The organism is Centipeda felix (assembly GCF_900186465.1).
Taxonomy (GTDB): Bacteria; Bacillota; Negativicutes; order Selenomonadales; family Selenomonadaceae; genus Centipeda; species Centipeda felix.
In genome coordinates this window covers 219,247-237,201 of the sequence record NZ_LT891956.1, presented here as the reverse complement: position 1 = coordinate 237,201, position 17,955 = coordinate 219,247, and the positions used below count along the sequence as shown (strand labels likewise).

Genomic DNA, 17,955 nt, shown 5'->3' with positions numbered 1-17,955 from the left:
TGCATAGAAAAAGCTGCCGCACGAAGTATCTCCTCGTGCAGCAGCTTTTTCTATGTTCCTCTATTCATCCTTCAACAGGCGCAATTCCTTAAAAATCTAGAACGAATATGTTGTACCAAAGGTGTAGGTTCTCTCGTTTGCCGCTTCACCTGCATAGTATTTGCGGTTAAAGAGGTTCTCAATGCCGAACTGCATTTTAACGTTCTCATTGAGCTTGTAATTGAGATACAAATTGGTCACGAAGTAACTGTCTTCCGAGCCATACTCTCCCGTAACGCTGTCCGCGCCCTGACGCGCGGCAATGTACTGGGCATCGAGTACGCCGTTAAATTTATTACGATTATATTCGATACCAAACCGCATCATGTGTTTTGGCAGATCCCAGTCACGCTCGGTCTTGCCGCCACTCGTATACTCACCGGACTCAAAGGTATAGTTAAAATACGCACGCCAGTCACGATGAAAACGGTGTTTCAGTTCAAACTCCGCCCCCTTGACCATCGCTTCGTTCAGATTATAGTAGGCACGCACGTTATTCCTCTTTGCAATCGCAATCTTGTCCTCCGTGTCCACGCGGAACAGCGTCAGTCCATAGGAGGTATTCCTACCGATCTTCTGCTTGACTCCCAGCTCAAGTGTACGGGAGATCTCCGGGGTCAGATCCGGGTTCGCCTGGATAGAGCTCGCACTGTTTCCCGCACGGCGATAGAGCCGATAGATCGACGGGGGATTAAAGGATTTTCCATAGCTTACATAGAGCATTGTATCCTTTTGCGGCTCATAGCTAACGGCAAACTTCGGACTCCACGCATGGAACGATGTGTCCTCGTAGTCCCTGCGTGCGGCTCCAATGTAGGAGTACCCGTCCTTCTTGTCGAAGCGGTCATAGCGTATACCGAGCTGAAGTTTCCAGCGTGCATCCAGTGCCAGCTCATCCTGCAAAAAGAGTGCCGACGACATCACAGAACCGCCGCTCTGCTGATACGGTGCGCCATAGGTCGAGCCCCAATCCTTCCAATGGAGGAGATCGAATCTGCGATAGCGCATTTTATCCTTCATCCACGAGAATCCGGCAAGCAGTGTATTGTTGCCAAGCGTCCACTTTTTCTGCAGATCCGCATTATAGTTCTTGGCCGGATACTCCGCACGGTCGCCGGCACCCGTCCAGTCAATATCCGTTGCTCCATCAGCACTGGAGTATCCATCCTTCCAAGTATTGCTGTAGCCAATTCCTGCCTTGAAACCGTTCTTTGTATCCTCATAGCGCAGTTTGTGAATATCCTGCTCCCGCTGGCCATAGTAGCCAAGAAAATCATCGGGCGAAGCACTGATATAGTTTCCGTTTGGCAGAAGGACAGTGCCTGAGAAAACAGGGAGCCCGGCGGCATCCCTGAAATAGGTGATGGGATCATGATAGGAGTACTGATACGAGGCATGCAGATAGGTGTAGCCAAGTGAGCGGTTCTTGTCAAACGCATAGTTCAGATCGACGAAGGTATTCTCACTGTCCTTCTTCTTTGCCCCACGGCTGCCTATAATATAGTCGCCATCAGACAGCCTCCTGAAGGAACCGGTCGCATCGGGCGTATAACTTCCACTGTCTTCCTCCGCCGTTACGGCATGACCGACCCACCCGTCCGACGTACGCTTCTCATAGCCGACGCGGAAGGAAATATTCTTATCACCACCTGTGACCTGAAGTCCGCGCTGCCATGTATTGTTGCTGCCTCTCTGAAGATCGACCTGTCCATGGATCTGAGGTTTTGTCGCCTCTGATGCAGTCGGCTTCTTCGTGATGATATTGATGATGCCCGCGACGGCATGTCCACCATAGAGCGACGATCCGGCGCCACGCACGATCTCAATGCGATCAATATTGGTCAGTGGGATGGAGTCCCAATTGACACCTCCGTCAAAGGCAGTGTTCAGCATCTGCCCATTATACATGACGAGGATATCTGCGCCCGAAAATCCGCGTAGCATGACACCATCCTTGACTTCGGCTGTTGGTGCAACGTAAATGCCCGCCTCACGTGTCAGGGCATCGCGCAGACTAAACGCATGCCTTTTTTCAAGATCCTTCGCGGTGATGACCGTCACGTTAGCAGGGATTTTCATGCGTGACTCTGCGATACGAGTCGCCGTCACAACGGTTTCGCCAAGGGTATGTTCATCTGGTGATGCGTGCACGTCCGCCGCGCCCTCCTGCGCCGCTGCCGGCACCGTCCATGCTGCGCTCAGTGTCGCCAATGCGACCGCAAGTGCCAAATTCCGTTTTGTCATTGCTGTTCCTCCATACCATACACATACATCCGCTGTACGCCCGCAAAAAACCGTCCCGGCAGGGACGGCTGCATTTTCACACGAAAAAAGCCTGCCGTCCTGTCCATCGCAGGATGCAGTGGCGCGCACCAAGGGCGCACCGGCGTACGAGATTCGGTAGGTCTTCCGGCTCTGCTTCATCGTTGCCCTGCCTTCCCGGTTTCCCAGTGACATCATAGGGCATTCTCAGCATTACGGCGGCGGGACCGCATCGGCATTGCACCAATTTCCCTGTTACGCCCCGAGGGGCACCGAACCTGCTTATTTATATTTGCTATCGTAGTATACCGTAGGCATATCGCAGTGTCAATTATTTTTCACAGATTTCATTCGCGTACGCCGCGATCCCGTCCAGCCTCGTCAGGTGCACGGTTCAGCGTTCGATCTGCTGCGGATTCATTCGCACATACACAGGCTTTTCACGCTTTTCGCAATATGATATAATGAGAATCAAATTATATGATGCATCGCTGAACAGGAGGGTACTGCATGGCTGACCGCATTATTGCGCAGGCGGATCTTTCCGGGATATGGAACTGTCTGCGGGAGCTCGGTGAGTACATCGACACAACCAATTCCAACGTCATCACCGTCGGCAAGAATGTCGACGCGCTGCAGCAGGATTTCGATGCGCTGACGGCGGATTTCCACGCCTTCGTGCAGGCGCACCGCCTCACCGCGCGCGCCCAGCTCGCGGAGACTCGTCTCGTCAAGCTGCGGCAGGAGCTCGAGCAAAAGTACGGGCACTACGCCGAGATCCGCCGCACGACGAAAGGCATCCTGCAGGCGAACGATCTCGCCATCGTGCGGCAGGAGACGGTGCGCGCGGCAGGCGAGGAGCTGATGCTGCGCGCACCCGAGTACTGGCTCGCGCCCGCGCTTGTCGCCCTCTCCGCCTGGATCAGCGACCACGAGGAGATCGCCGTGCGTGCGCTCCGCGAGGCACTGCGCCGTGACGAGGAGAAGACGGCGCTCTTCTTTGCCCTCGTCTGCCGCCGTGCGGGACGCGGTGCCCCTGCCCTGCACTGGGCGCAGCACTATCTCATGCGTCAGGATGAGACGGCACTCGACCGCAAGGCGATCCTCATCGTCGATGCGTATGCGAGCGGGCTCCTAGGCGTGGACACGGAGGGGCTGATTGCGCAGCAGCTCGACGCATGGCTCGCCCGCCTCTCCGAGCAGCCGGGCTTTGTCGAGGCGCAGGAGGGCCGCTGGAAGGAAGCACTCTCCCTCATGCAGCCCGAGACGCCCGCCGCGTTCCACTATCCCTATCTCGAGGAGCACAGCCCGACCGTCGCCGATCTGAAGTCCACACTCGCCGGCGCGGAGCTGCACGGCAAATTTTACGCGCACGTCCAGCAAATCGTCATGCAGAACCCGCCCATGCGCACGCTGGTGCAGGAGCTCGACCGCGTCCTCACGAGCCTCGTGACGGATTTCGACGCGGCGGAGCAGCCCCTGCGCGAAGCGGTGACGTTCGAGCAGCTCGTCGCGGATGAGGGCGGCGACGAGACGCGCGCAAAGAAGGAAATGCAGCTCAAACAGGAGGCGTTCGAGGAGCGGCGCGACTTTATGCAGCTCCTGACCGACGCCGCCATGAACCCGAAGGAGGCGCAGGCGAGCGTCGCGACGCAGAAGATGGCGCTCGCCATATCCAAGGACTGGATGCTCTCCGCCTATCGCGACCACATCGCGGAGAACCGCGCCGCCGTGCCGCACAGCATTGCGCTGCGCATCGGAGAGTTCGAGGGGGAGACGGAAAACGGCGAGAACGAGGAGGAGCTCCTGCGGCAGTTCGCCGCGTGGAACGACGCCATGCGCGACCGCGAGCTGGCAAAGCTGCGTCTGACCGGGAAGCAGGAGCTCTGCAAGTGGGCGGGCATCGTCCCCATCGTCCTCGGGTTCTATCTCGGCGGTGCGGTCGGGCTCGTCATCGGCGCGGTCATCGGCGTGCTCATCTACCTGAACTACCGCAGCGCAAAGCGCGCCCTCGAAACGCAGCGCGAGGAGCTGCAGGAGCACTTTGCCGAGCAGGGCAAAACAGGGGCGGAGATCGTGCGCGGCCTCCTCGCCGAGGTCGTGGACTACCGCGAGGCATACCGCGCGCTCGACGCCGAGAGCCAAAAGACGCTGGATTACCTCACGGCACTGGACGTTTCCGCCTTCCGCACCGTCCGCGAGGGCGGCCGCAGGATGCAGATATAGGAGGCAACAATGAACGGGCTAGGGAATCACTGATAAAATGAGGTCTGCCAGATTGGTGTAGATTTTTTGTCCGATTGAGGCAGCAAACCGGACGCATAGCAAGAGCTATGTGGAGGATTTGCTAACGAAAAGCGGGCGAAAAAGATGCGTCAAGATGGTTGTGCCGAATTTATCAGTGCTTCCCTATAGATCAGCGCCCGCAGGTGTCTCGCCGAGGATATAGATATAGGAGGCCTACGATGAACGAGCAACATCCGTTTGCTGCGATCCCCACAAGCGATGCGGCAGCGCACGGCGCAGCAACCCCCGCCGCACAAGCCGCCGACCGCGCCCGTGCGCAGGAGACGCGCATGATCGCCCCGCCGCGCACCTACGCCCAGTGGGCGGCGCTCCTAACGACATTCGCTGCGGGGACGGCGGACGAGGAGGCAGTGCACGCCATGCGCGCGGGGACGCTCGTGTGGCAGTCGGGAGTCGCCGAGCGGTTCACCCAGCGGCTGCTCGATGCCCTGAACACGCGCATCCAGAAGGACGGCGACACATTTTCGCGCGACCTCGCGCGCGCATCCGCCGAGCAGGATACCATCGCGGCACTCCTCGCCCAGCGGCGCAGATTTCGCACGCTCTATGCGGCGGCCGATCTCCCCGCCCTCCCCGCCGCGACGCGCAAAGAGACCATCGCTGCCGTACAGACGGCGGCCGACCGCACGCAGGAGTCCCTTGAGGCCTCCGCAAAGACAGACCGCACGGGGCGCATGAGCGCGCTCGTGCGCAGCCACAGGGTAAACGTACTGGAAACGGAGGCGTTCTCATGACCGCACGACAGACGTGCAAGGAGCTGCTCGCGCGCTACGGCATCGCACGGATCCCCTTTATCACGCTCCACACCGTCGAGCGCGCCCGCGCGCTGACACTGCTCAAAGAGGTCGCAGAGGAGCTCTCCCTACCCTTTTGCATCCATACCCTGTCCAAGGGCGTCTACGACCTCGCCACGGACAAGGTGCTCAGCGACGACAAGTCCGTCTATGGCGCGCTCGACTTCATCGGCGAGCAGATGAAGCACCGCGCGAACACGACCCTCGTCCTGACCGAGACGCCCGACCTCTCGACCGACACGAACGACGCGCGGCAGCTCCTCGACCTCGTGACCCTCGCGAACGAGACGGGCGGGCAGATCATCGTGCTCACCACCTCCCCCATCTGGAACCGCCTCCAGCGCCTCGGGCTGCGTCTCGAGCTCCCGCTGCCCGACGAGGACGAGATGGAGCAGATCGTGCGCGGCTACATCGACGACTACCGCGGCGAGATCACGATCGAGTGGACGGACGCCGACATCCGCGAGGCGGCCTCCATCCTCTGCGGCGTCACCGCCATCGAGGCAGAGAACGTCATGGCGGCGCTCATCGCGAAAAAATCCATCCGGCGGGAGGACATGGACGAGGTGCGCACGGCGAAGGATCGCCTCTTTTCCGACATCTCGGGACTGGAGAAGATCACCGTCGACGAGAGCGTCCGCGACGTGGGCGGGCTCACGGGACTGCGGAACTGGCTCGACGAGAAACGCCTCCTCTTTACCGCGGAGAAACGCAGCCTGCTGCGGGAAAAGGGACTCAAGTCCCCGCGCGGCATCCTGCTCGTCGGCGTGCCCGGCTGCGGCAAGTCCCTCTCGGCCAAGGCGATCTCCGCCAGCTGGAAGCTCCCGCTCTACCGCCTCGACTTTGCGACCGTACAAGGCAGCTACGTCGGGCAGACCGAGCAGCAGCTGCAGAGCGCACTTCAGACGGCGGAGAACGTCGCGCCGTGCATCCTCTGGATCGACGAGATCGAAAAGGGACTCTCGGGCGCGGGCAGCTCGAACGACGGCGGCGTTTCCACGCGCATGGTCGGGCAGTTCCTCTTCTGGCTGCAGGAGTGCCGCAAGCCGGTCTTCGTCGTCGCGACGGCGAACGACGTCTCCATGCTCCCCTCGGAGCTCCTGCGGCGCGGGCGGTTCGACGAGCTCTTCTTCATCGACCTGCCGACCGCCGACGAGCGCCGCGACATCCTGCACCTCTACATGCGAAAGTATCTGGGGCTCGACTTCGCGGGCGCATTCGCCGACACCCTCGTCGCAATGACCGACGGCTTTACGGGCGCGGATCTCGAGTCCACCGTCCGCGACCTCGCCTACCGCGCCATCGCGAACCCCGCGTTCAGCCTGAGCGCAGAGAACCTGCGCAGCGCCTTTGAAAACGTCGTCCCGCTCTCCGCGACCGCGCCGGAAAAAATCGCCGCCATCCGCGACTGGGGACGCGAGCGTGCCGTCCCCGCGAGCGGACGCCCCATCGGCAGCGAGACCGAGCTCAAAAAATCCGCCGAGATGCGCACGCGCAAGGTACTGGTGTAACTCCCCCGACAGAAAGGAACGAACATGCCGCGACCACTACTCCACCGAAATCAGACGGAACAGACGCAGGAAAGCCGCCTGAGCCTGACCGCCGCCCCCCGAGAGACGCAGAGAGAGGCGCAGGAAAACGCCGTGCAGCTCGCGCGCCGTCTCAAAGAGCCGCGCTCCAAGGCGTACATCGACGCCATCCACAAGCTCGATGCGGGCGGCGCGACCATGAGCGCGGCAGAGCGCGACGCCATCGTCGACGCCATCCGCGCGGAGTTTCCCGACATCGTCAGCATCGCATCCATCCCCATCGGCATCGTCGCGCAGTGCTTTCTCGGCGCACCCTACGAGGTGCACACCATCAACATCACCGGGGGCATCATCATGCACTATAAGCGCGGCGAGCCCCTCCCCGAGGGCATGGAGGGCGCACGTTCGCTCGCCGCACACGGCGGCTACGAGTTCGTCGAGGTCTACAGCGACGGCACATACCGCGCCATCAGCAGCAATGGCGCCGTCTCCGTCGTCCATCCGCACTGAGGAGCGGCGGGGTGCTGCTCCGCCATCGGGCGCGCTATGCACAGTGAAGGGGCGCATAGCAGCCCCCTCTCTCCCTGATAGCAATATTCAGAAACGTCAAAAGTGGGTGACCAAACGGAAATATTGTGGTATACTGTGGGCATGGAAAACGTCAACAGTATCCTTTCTTTGTCGATTTTTAAGGAGAATTGCCCATGAAACGCGAAGAAGTCGTCCATCATCTCGAAGCCTTCGACCCCGAGATCTACAACCTCCTGCAGGAAGAACGCCAGCGCCAGCGCTACACACTCTCGCTGATGCCGAACATGAACGCCATGTCGCCGTTCGCAAAGTATCTTGAGGGCAGTATCCTCACGAACAGCTTCTTTGACCGCAGCGACGAGACCCCGACCGGCGGCCTCCACCTCGAGGCCATCGTGCGCGACCGTGCAAAGCAGCTCTTTCACAGCGACCACGCCATCGTCCGCCTCGGCAACATCGTCGCCGCCTCACGCGTCGTCTTTCAGGCGCTCCTCGCAGAGGGCGACATGGTACTCTCCCTCAACCTGCGCAAAAAGGATCACGTCGCGGGACTCTCCTACTGCTTTGAGAACTACGGCATCGAGCCCGGCACGCAGGAAATCGACTGGGGAGCAGTGCGCGCGCAGGCAGAGCGCGTAAAGCCGCGGCTCATCATCTTTTCCCCGGTCAGCTTCCCGCGCACGATCGACTACCAGATCCTCTATGAGATCGCACAGACCGTGGACGCCTACCTCTGGGTCGACATCAGCCAGAGCGTCGGCCTCGTCGCATCCAAACTCATCCCCTCGCCCGTCCCCCTCGCCGATGTCGTCACGTTCTCCACGCGCGACTCCCTGCGCGGGCCCGACGGCGCCGTCGTCCTCACGAAGGCGGAGCTCGCCTCGCGCATGGATGCCGCCGTCATCAACACGGGGCATGAGGCACTCCACATGAACCACCTCGCCGCACTCGGCGTCGTCCTGCGCGAGGCAGCCAGCGAGCGCTACCGCAACTACGCCGAACAGGTCGTGCAGAACGCACAGGTGCTCGCGCGCACCCTCGCCGACCACGGCGCGTCCGTCCTCTGCGGCGGCACGGACACACACCTCGTCCTCGCCTCCACGGCGGCGGGCGTTGACATCGGCACGGCGGTCAAGGTCATCGGACAGATGGGCATCCGCGTCAAACTCGACACCATGCCCACGATGGATCCGGGACTCTTCCTCCACGCCCTGCGCCTCTCGACCTCGAACCCGACGACCCGAGGAATGCGCGAGGAGGACATCGCCTACATCGGCTCCCTGCTCGCAAAGCCGCTCTCGACCGTCCTCACACCCGAACAGATCGAGGCAACGCGCAAGGAAATCGTTGCCCTCGTCAAGGATGCCCCCCTCTTCGACGACGAGTGGATGGGGGATTCTGAGAGCTAAGGAAATATTGATAAATTCTTTTGTTGCACGATTGGCCTCCGAAATATTACAATAGAGGGAAACAGCAGCACGACGAGAGAGGCAACATCATGGTGCAGCGCCCCTTTACCGAAATGGAATGCCGATTGTTAGGGAAGGGCTGATAAACAGGCCCGTGGATTGGTGCAGATTTTTTCCTGTCAATGAGGCAAACCGGACGCATAGCAGAGTCTATGCGGAGGATCGAGGGCACAGACAGGGCAAAAGAATGCGCTAAGATGACGGTGCTGAATTTATCAGTGCTTCCTTAATATGGAGGAATGAGATGATGTTCGGAAGACAATATTTCAAAAAGATAGGCATTGTGTTCTTTTTCTGCTTATTTATTAGTCCTATATGTGTTGCTCAACGTCCCGTGGAATACACAAGGAATCTCGGAGCTATTCCGATAAGTTGTTCTATATACAAGGAGCAGACGTCAATCAATGGTATCTGTGTAGGGGATTCTATGAAAAAACTGCTTGCTGCTTTTGGAAAGCCGTATCATACGTCACAATCAGACCATAGAATAGACCTTTCCTACAAGGGAGCAAGTATTCAATTGACCGCATGGGATTTGGATGATAATTATATCGTAACCTCAATTACCGTAGATGGGAGAGGCGACTTTAGTACAGCAGATGGTGTGAGTGTCGGAATGTCAGAAACTGTATTATCCGAAATATACGGCACAGCAGATGGTGTATCTACGGAAAGACATAAGGCCCCGAAGCTTTCTGAAAAAGATAATGAGGAGTATCGGAAACGTTTCGACAAAACGATATATGCATATAATGTAAACGAGTCTGTGACAATGTGGTTTACGGTAAAGAACGGTATGATAACCTCAATTAAAGTTCGTGCCAGTGAATAGTGATATACGCAAACGCTGCAGATAGGAATCACTGAAACATACGGTATGCCAAGATGGTCATGTCGAATTTATCAGTGCTTCTTCCTAAGCCTCTACACACACAGACAAAAGAGCGCCTCTCCGCCATGCGCGGAGGGGCGCGTTTTCGTATGTGCTATGCCTTTTTTTCGAGCATCTCCTGCATCTCCCCAAGGGTCTTCATCGGATCGGCATAGAGTGCATACCCCATCATGGATGAGGCCGCGAATTTGATGGCGAACGGATACGGCTGATGTGCAACAAGATTTGCCATTTGCTCAACCGCTGCTCTTAGCCTTGTCTTGTCCGGATCATGGTTCGCGATGAGAAAGATCAGCTCGATGTTCTCTTCGGATATCGTGATATGATGCTTTTTCTCCGCCATATCCGAAATCAGTCCAAGCTCGCATTTCTGCCGGAACACCTTCGCCATATCCGCACAGAACTGATGCATCGCTGCGCCGTCGACAAATGCCTGAACATCATTCAGATGAGCGACCAGCCCCGCCGAACCATCCAGCGCGTCATCTCCATACTTCATCTCGATCACAGCGAGCGTCGGTGCTCCCTCGTCCTTTCGGGCAGACGCGGTCGACGGCCATTTCACAGCGACCATATCAAACCGCGCATTCGTCCCCTCTGTATCGCGATAGACATACTCCACATCAGCGATATAATAATCCGTCGCGTGCGAGATCGCGCCATGCCGATTATTCTCCCGTACGACGACCTGCTGGAACTCCCGCTCATACTTCCGATTCTTCGCGAACCAGACATCTATCGCATGCTTATACAGCGGGATAAGTCCGACTGCCACGCAGATCGAAGGATTTGCCGCCATCCCCTCATCATACTTCGTATCAAACGTGAGCGTATAGCCAGTCGCGCTGCGGTCAATGCGGAAGAGGCTGCCGCCGCGATAGTAAATATTCGCCGCGTACTCCCCGCGAAATTCCAAATCAAGGGTGTCATCATTCTGCACGTACGCGAGCAGGTCGTGGAGCGGGCCACCCTTTTGAAAGTCGTGGAACATATTTTCGCCCAATGCTCTTTGATACAAGCCCCTCACCTTTCTCTCTCATCAAAAGAATATTGCTTTGACAAGAATAAAACAATATTACTTTTCTTTCAAGTTCTGAAAAATATTTTTCTTTTTCTGGTTGACATTATCAATCAGAGTATATATAATCTAAATATGCTCACAGACAACTAAGGAATCACTGATAAAATGAGGTCTGCCAGATTGGCGTAGATTTTTTCGTCCGAACGAGGTGGAAAACCGGACGCAGAGTGGTGCTCTGTGGAGGATTTTCCGCCGAAGTGCGGGCAAAAAAGATGCGTCAAGATGGTTGTACCGAATTTATCAGTGCTTCCATAAATTCATTTCATCAAGCAAGAATATGTGAGGAGCGTTATCATGAAAAATATCCAGCTCTTACTGAACGACGATGAGTACGCCCATATTGCAGAGGCCGCGGAGAGGCAGGGCATTCCTGTCCTCGCGCACATCCGCGCGCTGCTCCTCGGCACGGAGGATGCGTTTGCGGCGACATACGCCGACACATTGCGCCGTGTCGAGGCACTGACGCCGGGGACAAAGTTCAGCCTAAAGACCCTCTTCGGCACAGACTGGACAATGCCGCGCGGAACCAAACTGACCCTCGGCAGAGCGTTCTACGACATGGTCGACGGCGGCAAGGTCACCGCGGCCAAAGCACTCGGCAAGGACAGCTCAAACATCATGCAGTACGTGCGCGTGTAAAGGAACACGCACGGAATAAGAGAGAAAACGGAGGAACACATGAATCTCAAGGAAGCATTCCAGATGCAGAAGATCCTCAGCCGCCTGCTGGAGGAGGCTGCCTCATATCTGGACGATACGGACAACGTCATGACGGTGACGGAGAAGCATCTCCGCAGCAAGGTCGTCCCCGAGCAGGCGGACGAGGACGTGGACTGCAGCGAGAAGTTCTACATGGCGTACAATCCCATGACTGTGCTGCGCGCATGGCACGCCCTCATGGAGGAAAAGGAACGGCTCGGGCGCGCCATTACACAGGCAAAGACGACAATGACGCTGAACTTCGACACCGCCGCCGAGGAGAACAAGGCACGCCGCCGCTTCCTCAAGACGCTCGCGCACCTATCCGAGCAGCGTTCCACGAGCAGGATGAAACGCGGCGCCGGGAAGGGCTACGTCTTTAACAAGGACGGCAACCAGACCCCCTACTGCTACGACATCGAGGTAGTAAAGACGATCGACTACGATCGGAATGCCGTGCGCCGCATGCAGGAGGCACTTTCAAAAACGGCAGCGGATACGTCCCGTGCGCTTGACGAGGCGCTCCTCAATGTGCAGGTTGACTACACGCTGCAGCTCCCGATCACGATGCCTCCCCTCGGCGAAGACAGCGCCGAACGCCGCCTCATTGAACGCATCTTCGGCTGCGATGGCACCTCCCTCACGGAGATCATCGAGGCACTGGAAGGGAAGTAGCGAAAACAAGGGCGCCCCTTTCGGCTCGCTGCGCGCGCCACTTCCCCCGCAGCGACGGAGGAAGCGAATATCCCGCCATTTCAGCCTCCCCTGCGAGAGCGGGGGAGGGGGACCGCGTAAGCGGTGGTAGGGGCGAAAACGGAAAAGATGCACCAAAATAACGGCTGCTCCGGCAGGGGCAGGGATTCCACTCCCGGTTCAGGTGCAGATGAACAAAGAGGCTGCACACCCCCCTCTGTGTGTATCCGCACACAGAGCTCAAAACATGGTATAGACACTCCCTGTGAGGAGAATTCAAATACCACCCCCGCGCCGCGCCTTGGCATCGGCGGACCATGCCGCAGGGCGGATGAACGCGGGGCTGGCGGGAGAGACCGCCACCACACTTCGCCGTGTAAAACGCAATGGCCGAAACACCCAACGGCGTCCCTGAACGCACAGTGTACGGATGCAGACTGCGCCGTACAGCACCCTGCCGCAGACACACGCCGCATCAATGCCCCGTCCGCACGCACTTTCCCCAACACCAAAACACGCTTTCGCCCCCTGAATATATGTACGCTTTCGCCGCCTCCTGCGGGAGTGCGGCACAATGGGGAGCCCCCTGCCTCTGCCGGAGCAGCCGAAAACGCCCGCCCACGAACGTGCAAACATTCGTGGGCGGGCGTTTTTTATGCGGAAAGGAATGCCGATAAGGTGTAGTTCGTCAGGACGGCACGACTGTCTTTATCAGTGCTTCCTAAATTTCACACAGAAAAAGACGCCCCGAAGGGATCTCATCGTGACGAAATTCTTCTGCAGTATGCTGATGGAATTTATTTAATTTCTTTGGAATCTATGATATTCTATATAATATAAAGACAATTCTATTTTGCATGAGAGGATTCCTATGGCTACTGAAAACATGTATTATGGCGATACGATTTCTGACTATCTCACGGGAACTATCTTAAAAACTACACCAGAGGAAATTGTGCGCCAGACTTTTATCCGCACTCTGCACGAAGACTATCTTTATCCGAAAGAAATCATCCGCAGAGAAGTTAGCATTCAAAGCGGATCAAAGATTTTACAGGACGAAACCGGTGCTGACATTCGCGCAGACATTGTTGTTTACCACAATAAACGAGCCGCACTAGATGGCGATCAAGGAAATATTCTATTTGTTGTAGAATGCAAGAAACCCAATGTAACAGATGGGGTTACAATCAGCTTGTTTCCTATGTATTTAACACATCTGCCATAGGTGCAGTGTGGACAAACGGCAATCAAATCAATATATATCGCAAAACCAAAGAAATCGGAAGGCTAGAAGAAATTCAATCCCTTCCACTCTATCACGAATTATGGCAGTCTGAACACGATGCCATCCCCAAAAAAGAAGAGCTTAAACGCCCGCATAACATACGCTTTCTCCTAGCAACTTGTCACAACAAGTTATATGGGCGTGGGATGGAGAATGAAGATTTTGATCTAGCGATGGATATGGTGCGAATCCTGCTTGCAAAAATCCAAGACGAAACCGGTCCCGGTCTATATCCACGTTTTTGGATCACGGACGAAGACTTCAAAACCGTAGAAGGAAGAGCCGCAGTAGCTTCCACGATACAAACCCTCTTTAGAGAGTATGCAGATCAATATCCGGATATTTTTGATGCCCATGAAAAAATATCCGTTGGCAATGACTGTATTGCGGAAGCTGTCGGGATATTACAAAAGTGGAATCTTGCTGCATGTAATGATGACGCAGATGACTGGGATCTCATGGGAGAAACATACGAGCAATTTACCCACATCAACCTCAAGCGACAACAAGGTCAATTCTTTACAAATAGGCTTGTCGTCAATATGATGGTAAAAATGTTAGCCCCCGAAATTGGCGACCGAATACTAGACCCCGCCGGCGGGGGCGGGGGATTTGCCACAGCTATGTTCCGTTATTTGCGTCGCAAAGTGATCATGTCTACAAAACATGGGTCAGCAGCACGAGACCGCCAATTAACAACGATTAAAGACAGCATCTACCTTGTTGAGATTGCTGCCAGATTGGTAAAAATCGCAAAATGCGCAATGCTCCTTACCGGTGATGGACAAACAGGAATGACGAGGGGAAACTCTATCGATCAATATGACCGACTGGATCCTTGGATTAAATCGCGCTGTTTTGCAAATACAACAAATGCACCGTCTATCATCGTGACAAACCCGCCATTTTCTGGTCAGAAAGCAGATTCCCAAATATCCGACCGAAATATTTTGAGAAATTTTAAGTTTGGACATACATATACACAACAACAGGATGGTTCCTATATTTTTTCCGAATCTGATAATGACCTCCTATCACGTCAATCCCCGGAACTTCTTTTTTTGGAGCGTTGCATCGACTGGTTGAAGCCAGGAGGGCGGTTGGGTATCGTTCTACCAAAAGGAGTATTGGACAACATTACCTGTGAAGCATATCGTTCATGGCTGCTGGACAACTGCAATATCAAAGCCATTATCACCCTGCATAAGGATACCTTTCAACCGGATACCGGTGTAAGGACTTGCGTACTGATACTGGAAAAATATTCGAAGGGGCACAAAGGAATAAATAATTATAGAATATTTATGGCACAATCACAAAGAATTGGACAAGACTCAAAGGGAAACGCCGTTTACGTGGTTGACAACAACGGGAACAGCACAGGTATTCTCAGTCAAGATCTGGATGAAATTGCCGAGGCATATTCTTCATTCCTTCAAGATAATACGGCGATACACCCTTCTGAGTATATTTTCTCTATTCACAGGAATGATCTTAAGGATCACCTCAACCTCAATCCCCAACATTATTCTCCCCGCCTAAACAGGGCAATCGATCATGTGTTGGAGTATAATGAAAAACCCGGCTGGTCTGTAACAACGATCGGACAACTAGAAGCCGGTATGAAAATTTTTATGGGTCCGCGATGGAATTCTGCAACAATAAAGGTGGATAATCCTACGAATACAGCAGAACTCACTCCATATTTGACGGCAAATGGTGCCTTGGAATTACGTCGCTTTACTGTAAAATGGCTTGATTTTTCCAAGGCAACAAGACAGCAACGTGAGTGCAGATCATTACTCAAAATTAAGGAGGGGGATATTTTAATCACGCGCTCAGGCACAATCGGAAAAGTCACCTATGCCACAAAGAACTTAGCCATGGCCTATTTGGTCAGTGACGACTTAATTCGAATCCGAGTGCAGGACAAAACGCTGCGCGCCTATTTATTAACATACTTTTCTTCATCGACGGCACGCTCGCTGATGCTGCTTGATGAATACGGCTCTGTGCAACAACATTTACAGCCTCGTCACATACAAGAAATGCTAATTCCGATACCGGAGGATTGGGGATCTGCCACACAGGAAATTGCCGCCGGAAACAGGTTGATCCACGCTATGGAAAATTTATCTTTGGCAGACCATCTCATACAAAACAGTATATTTAACGTTTTTTGATACACTCTACCAAATCATTATCATTCTGAAGTGGTAAACTAAAACTGGACACAGAGGGGGTAGAAAATGGACACTGCTTGGAGTATCCTGTGCACAGGATAACAAGCAGTGCACAACGTCTCTCCCAATGTAGACAGGGGGTTATCACATGAAGTACACCAAGGAGGAACGGCTTGACATAGGACGTCGTATTTATGACGGCGAGCTCACAAGGTATGAAGCAGCCGATGAATACAAGATCAGCGAGCAGACCGCACGCAATTACATGCGGCTGTACCACGATGTCAACCATCTTCCGCCGCGAAAGGGCGCGCAACATATCTGTGGCCTTGCCAAAACAAGATCTGCGCCGGCTCCAACGGGGCTGGAAGAACTCCAATCCATGACAAAAGAAGAACTGATCGATGCCCTCGTGATGGCAAAAATTACGGAGGCACGCTTAAAAAAAAGGCTATCTGGTGGAAGGAGTTGGTGCGCACAAGAAGTTCATTCCTATCGGCAGGAAGAGTACCAAGTAGTGATGGAGCTTTCCGGTCAATTTCCCGTTCAGCTGCTCTGCGAAAGAATCGGCATCCCGCGCAGCAGCTTCTACCACTGGAAAAAGAGTGTGGAACATCCGTCTAAGCAGAAGAAGCGGCTTGTACAGAGTATCCTGTTGTTTCAGGAATACCATATACGTTTTCCCTCTCACGGGTACCGTTGGCTGAACGCCAAAATCAGACTGGATAAGGGAATCATCTTTTCCGATCCCTATGCCCATAAATGTTGCAAGATGGCAGGAATCAAGAGTGTTTCCAAACACTACAAATACAAGAAGCCCGGGGATCCGTTTAGAATCTATCCGAATCTGCTGCTCGCAGGAATCGACATCCAAGGCCCTATGGAGTGTATTGTGAGCGATATGACCGTCTTTTATGTGAAGGGCACATACTACAAGCTCACACTATACATGGATCTGTGGAATGACGAACTCATCGCTCACGCGCTTTCATCGAGACGTGGAGACCGCATGACCTATCTTGCCGGCTTACAGGATGTGCTTGCGTTCAAGAAGCAGTATCCAGAATACAAACTTATCCTGCACAGCGATCAAGGTTCTGTCTATGCATCCAAGAGCTATAACGAACTCTTGCCCATGTACAACATTACAAGGTCAATGTCCAGAGCCGGCACACCAACCGATAATGCCGCTATGGAATCCATCAATGGCTGGATCAAGGCCGAACTATTTACGGATTTCCATATTACCTCATCGGAGAACGTCCCGAAACAGGTATCGGATTACATCCGTTTCTTTAACGAAGAACGACCGGCGTACACACTTGGGTACCTCACGCCAAAGCAGTATCGGGAACGGTTTTCGCCCAAGCAAGAATATGCTGCCCAGACCACCGCAGGTGATGTTTGAAGATTGCTATCCGCATTCTGTGTATCATATCTTCGATGGAACTGTATGGCATTCAAGATTCCATGAATAATTTTGGTTCATTGTAAAATGAAATCGGACACATAAAAAAGTAGAACATACAGAATCAATCTGGTAAAATATCTTTGCACAAACACTACCAGGAGGTTCTGTATGTCCCACACTCATTCTACCACAAAACGCCGCACATTCAAGCACTTAAACGCCTATCAGCGCGGGCAGATCGAAGCGATGCTGCGTCTCGGTGTCCCCAAGGTGAAAATCGCCAAAGACCTTGGCATCGCCCGCTCCACCTTGTACGAGGAAATAAAGCGCGGCACGGTAGCGCAGAAGCGTTCCGATTGGACGTACTATGAGCAGTATGTTGCACAGTCCGGTCAAATNCGCATCCGCCGGCGGGGCGCAATGCCGGCGCTCCTTTCTCCCCACCAAGTGGTTAAAAAGGCACAGGGCCGCCACCGCCGCGCCCGCGTTGCCCGCCGTGTCCAGTGCCACCTTGTCGATGCCGATATGCGCCAGCTCCCCGATGAGCCGCTTTGCCCCGCGATCCTTGAACGAGCTGGTCGGCTGACGATCCTCCATCTTGAAATAGAACCGCCGCCCGTCCATCATACGCGGCAGGAGGGGCGTGGGCACCTCGCCGAGCGTCACCCCATCATGGACATCCTTTGCATCCATCGCACTCTGGTACAGACGGAACAGGCCGCCGCACTCACATTGAAAAGAATGCGTCGCAACGGGATACTCCTTTTTGCATTGCTC

14 protein-coding genes, 3 pseudogenes and 1 riboswitch are annotated in these 17,955 nt (G+C 54.8%); of the genes and pseudogenes, 13 read left to right on the top strand and 4 right to left on the bottom strand.

Features of this window, described 5'->3' with window-relative positions:
- Positions 1-96 precede the first annotated feature (96 nt).
- Entirely contained in the window at positions 97-2,283 is a 2,187-nt protein-coding gene (locus C1713_RS02185) for a TonB-dependent receptor (RefSeq protein ID WP_102492884.1), read from the bottom strand.
- A gap of 138 nt (positions 2,284-2,421) precedes the next feature.
- Positions 2,422-2,593, bottom strand: a riboswitch (cobalamin riboswitch).
- A gap of 218 nt (positions 2,594-2,811) precedes the next feature.
- Between C1713_RS02185 and C1713_RS02180 the strand changes: the two genes are divergently transcribed.
- From C1713_RS02180 to C1713_RS02150, 7 genes and pseudogenes are all read left to right on the top strand, one after another.
- A complete protein-coding gene (locus C1713_RS02180; RefSeq protein WP_102492883.1) occupies positions 2,812-4,527 on the top strand; it encodes a Z-ring associated ZapG family protein in 1,716 nt (571 codons plus the stop codon).
- Positions 4,528-4,588: 61 nt separating this feature from the next.
- Positions 4,589-4,711 (top strand): annotated as a pseudogene (locus tag C1713_RS12305) (secretion protein HlyD); the annotation flags it as partial.
- A 55-nt stretch (positions 4,712-4,766) separates the two neighbouring features.
- Positions 4,767-5,342: a hypothetical protein gene (locus tag C1713_RS02170; protein ID WP_245870919.1), complete on the top strand. Its 576-nt coding sequence runs from the start codon at positions 4,767-4,769 to the stop codon at positions 5,340-5,342.
- Positions 5,339-6,913 carry an AAA family ATPase gene (locus C1713_RS02165; RefSeq protein ID WP_061945690.1) on the top strand — a complete coding sequence of 525 codons (1,575 nt, stop codon included), beginning with the start codon at positions 5,339-5,341 and terminating at the stop codon, positions 6,911-6,913. The genes C1713_RS02170 and C1713_RS02165 overlap by 4 nt, the downstream gene beginning before the upstream one ends.
- A gap of 24 nt (positions 6,914-6,937) precedes the next feature.
- Positions 6,938-7,441: a hypothetical protein gene (locus C1713_RS02160; protein WP_102492882.1), complete on the top strand. Its 504-nt coding sequence runs from the start codon at positions 6,938-6,940 to the stop codon at positions 7,439-7,441.
- A 194-nt stretch (positions 7,442-7,635) separates the two neighbouring features.
- The gene (locus tag C1713_RS02155; RefSeq protein WP_102492881.1) at positions 7,636-8,871 is read left to right on the top strand and encodes a PLP-dependent aminotransferase family protein; all 1,236 of its coding nucleotides are present in this window, start codon (positions 7,636-7,638) and stop codon (positions 8,869-8,871) included.
- Positions 8,872-9,358: 487 nt separating this feature from the next.
- A complete protein-coding gene (locus C1713_RS02150) occupies positions 9,359-9,763 on the top strand; it encodes a hypothetical protein (RefSeq protein ID WP_138774470.1) in 405 nt (134 codons plus the stop codon).
- A 154-nt stretch (positions 9,764-9,917) separates the two neighbouring features.
- Here the strand turns inward: C1713_RS02150 and C1713_RS02145 are convergent, their stop codons facing one another.
- Positions 9,918-10,826, bottom strand: coding sequence for a hypothetical protein (locus C1713_RS02145; RefSeq protein ID WP_245870918.1), 909 nt, complete (start codon positions 10,824-10,826; stop codon positions 9,918-9,920).
- Positions 10,827-11,198: 372 nt separating this feature from the next.
- On the opposite strand from C1713_RS02145, the gene C1713_RS02135 reads away from it, so the two are divergent.
- Positions 11,199-11,543, top strand: coding sequence for a single-stranded DNA-binding protein (locus C1713_RS02135; RefSeq protein ID WP_102492879.1), 345 nt, complete (start codon positions 11,199-11,201; stop codon positions 11,541-11,543).
- A 39-nt stretch (positions 11,544-11,582) separates the two neighbouring features.
- Positions 11,583-12,278, top strand: coding sequence for a hypothetical protein (locus C1713_RS02130; protein WP_050341995.1), 696 nt, complete (start codon positions 11,583-11,585; stop codon positions 12,276-12,278).
- Between the two features lie 294 nt (positions 12,279-12,572).
- On the opposite strand, the gene C1713_RS12040 is transcribed toward C1713_RS02130, so the two are convergent.
- A complete protein-coding gene (locus C1713_RS12040) occupies positions 12,573-12,932 on the bottom strand; it encodes a hypothetical protein (RefSeq protein ID WP_170950749.1) in 360 nt (119 codons plus the stop codon).
- A 235-nt stretch (positions 12,933-13,167) separates the two neighbouring features.
- Between C1713_RS12040 and C1713_RS02125 the strand changes: the two genes are divergently transcribed.
- From C1713_RS02125 to C1713_RS12655, 4 genes and pseudogenes are all read left to right on the top strand, one after another.
- Entirely contained in the window at positions 13,168-13,524 is a 357-nt protein-coding gene (locus tag C1713_RS02125; protein WP_102492878.1) for a type I restriction enzyme HsdR N-terminal domain-containing protein, read from the top strand.
- A gap of 5 nt (positions 13,525-13,529) precedes the next feature.
- Complete coding sequence (locus C1713_RS02120; RefSeq protein ID WP_170950748.1) at positions 13,530-15,767, top strand: N-6 DNA methylase; 2,238 nt, start codon at positions 13,530-13,532, stop codon at positions 15,765-15,767.
- A gap of 148 nt (positions 15,768-15,915) precedes the next feature.
- On the top strand, positions 15,916-17,175 hold the full coding sequence (locus tag C1713_RS02110) for an IS3 family transposase (RefSeq protein WP_245870917.1): 1,260 nt from the start codon (positions 15,916-15,918) through the stop codon (positions 17,173-17,175).
- Positions 17,176-17,346: 171 nt separating this feature from the next.
- A pseudogene (locus C1713_RS12655) lies at positions 17,347-17,584 on the top strand (IS30 family transposase); the annotation flags it as partial.
- A gap of 65 nt (positions 17,585-17,649) precedes the next feature.
- Here the strand turns inward: C1713_RS12655 and C1713_RS12650 are convergent.
- Positions 17,650-17,871, bottom strand: a pseudogene (locus C1713_RS12650) (pyridoxal-phosphate dependent enzyme); the annotation flags it as partial.
- Positions 17,872-17,955: the final 84 nt, after the last annotated feature.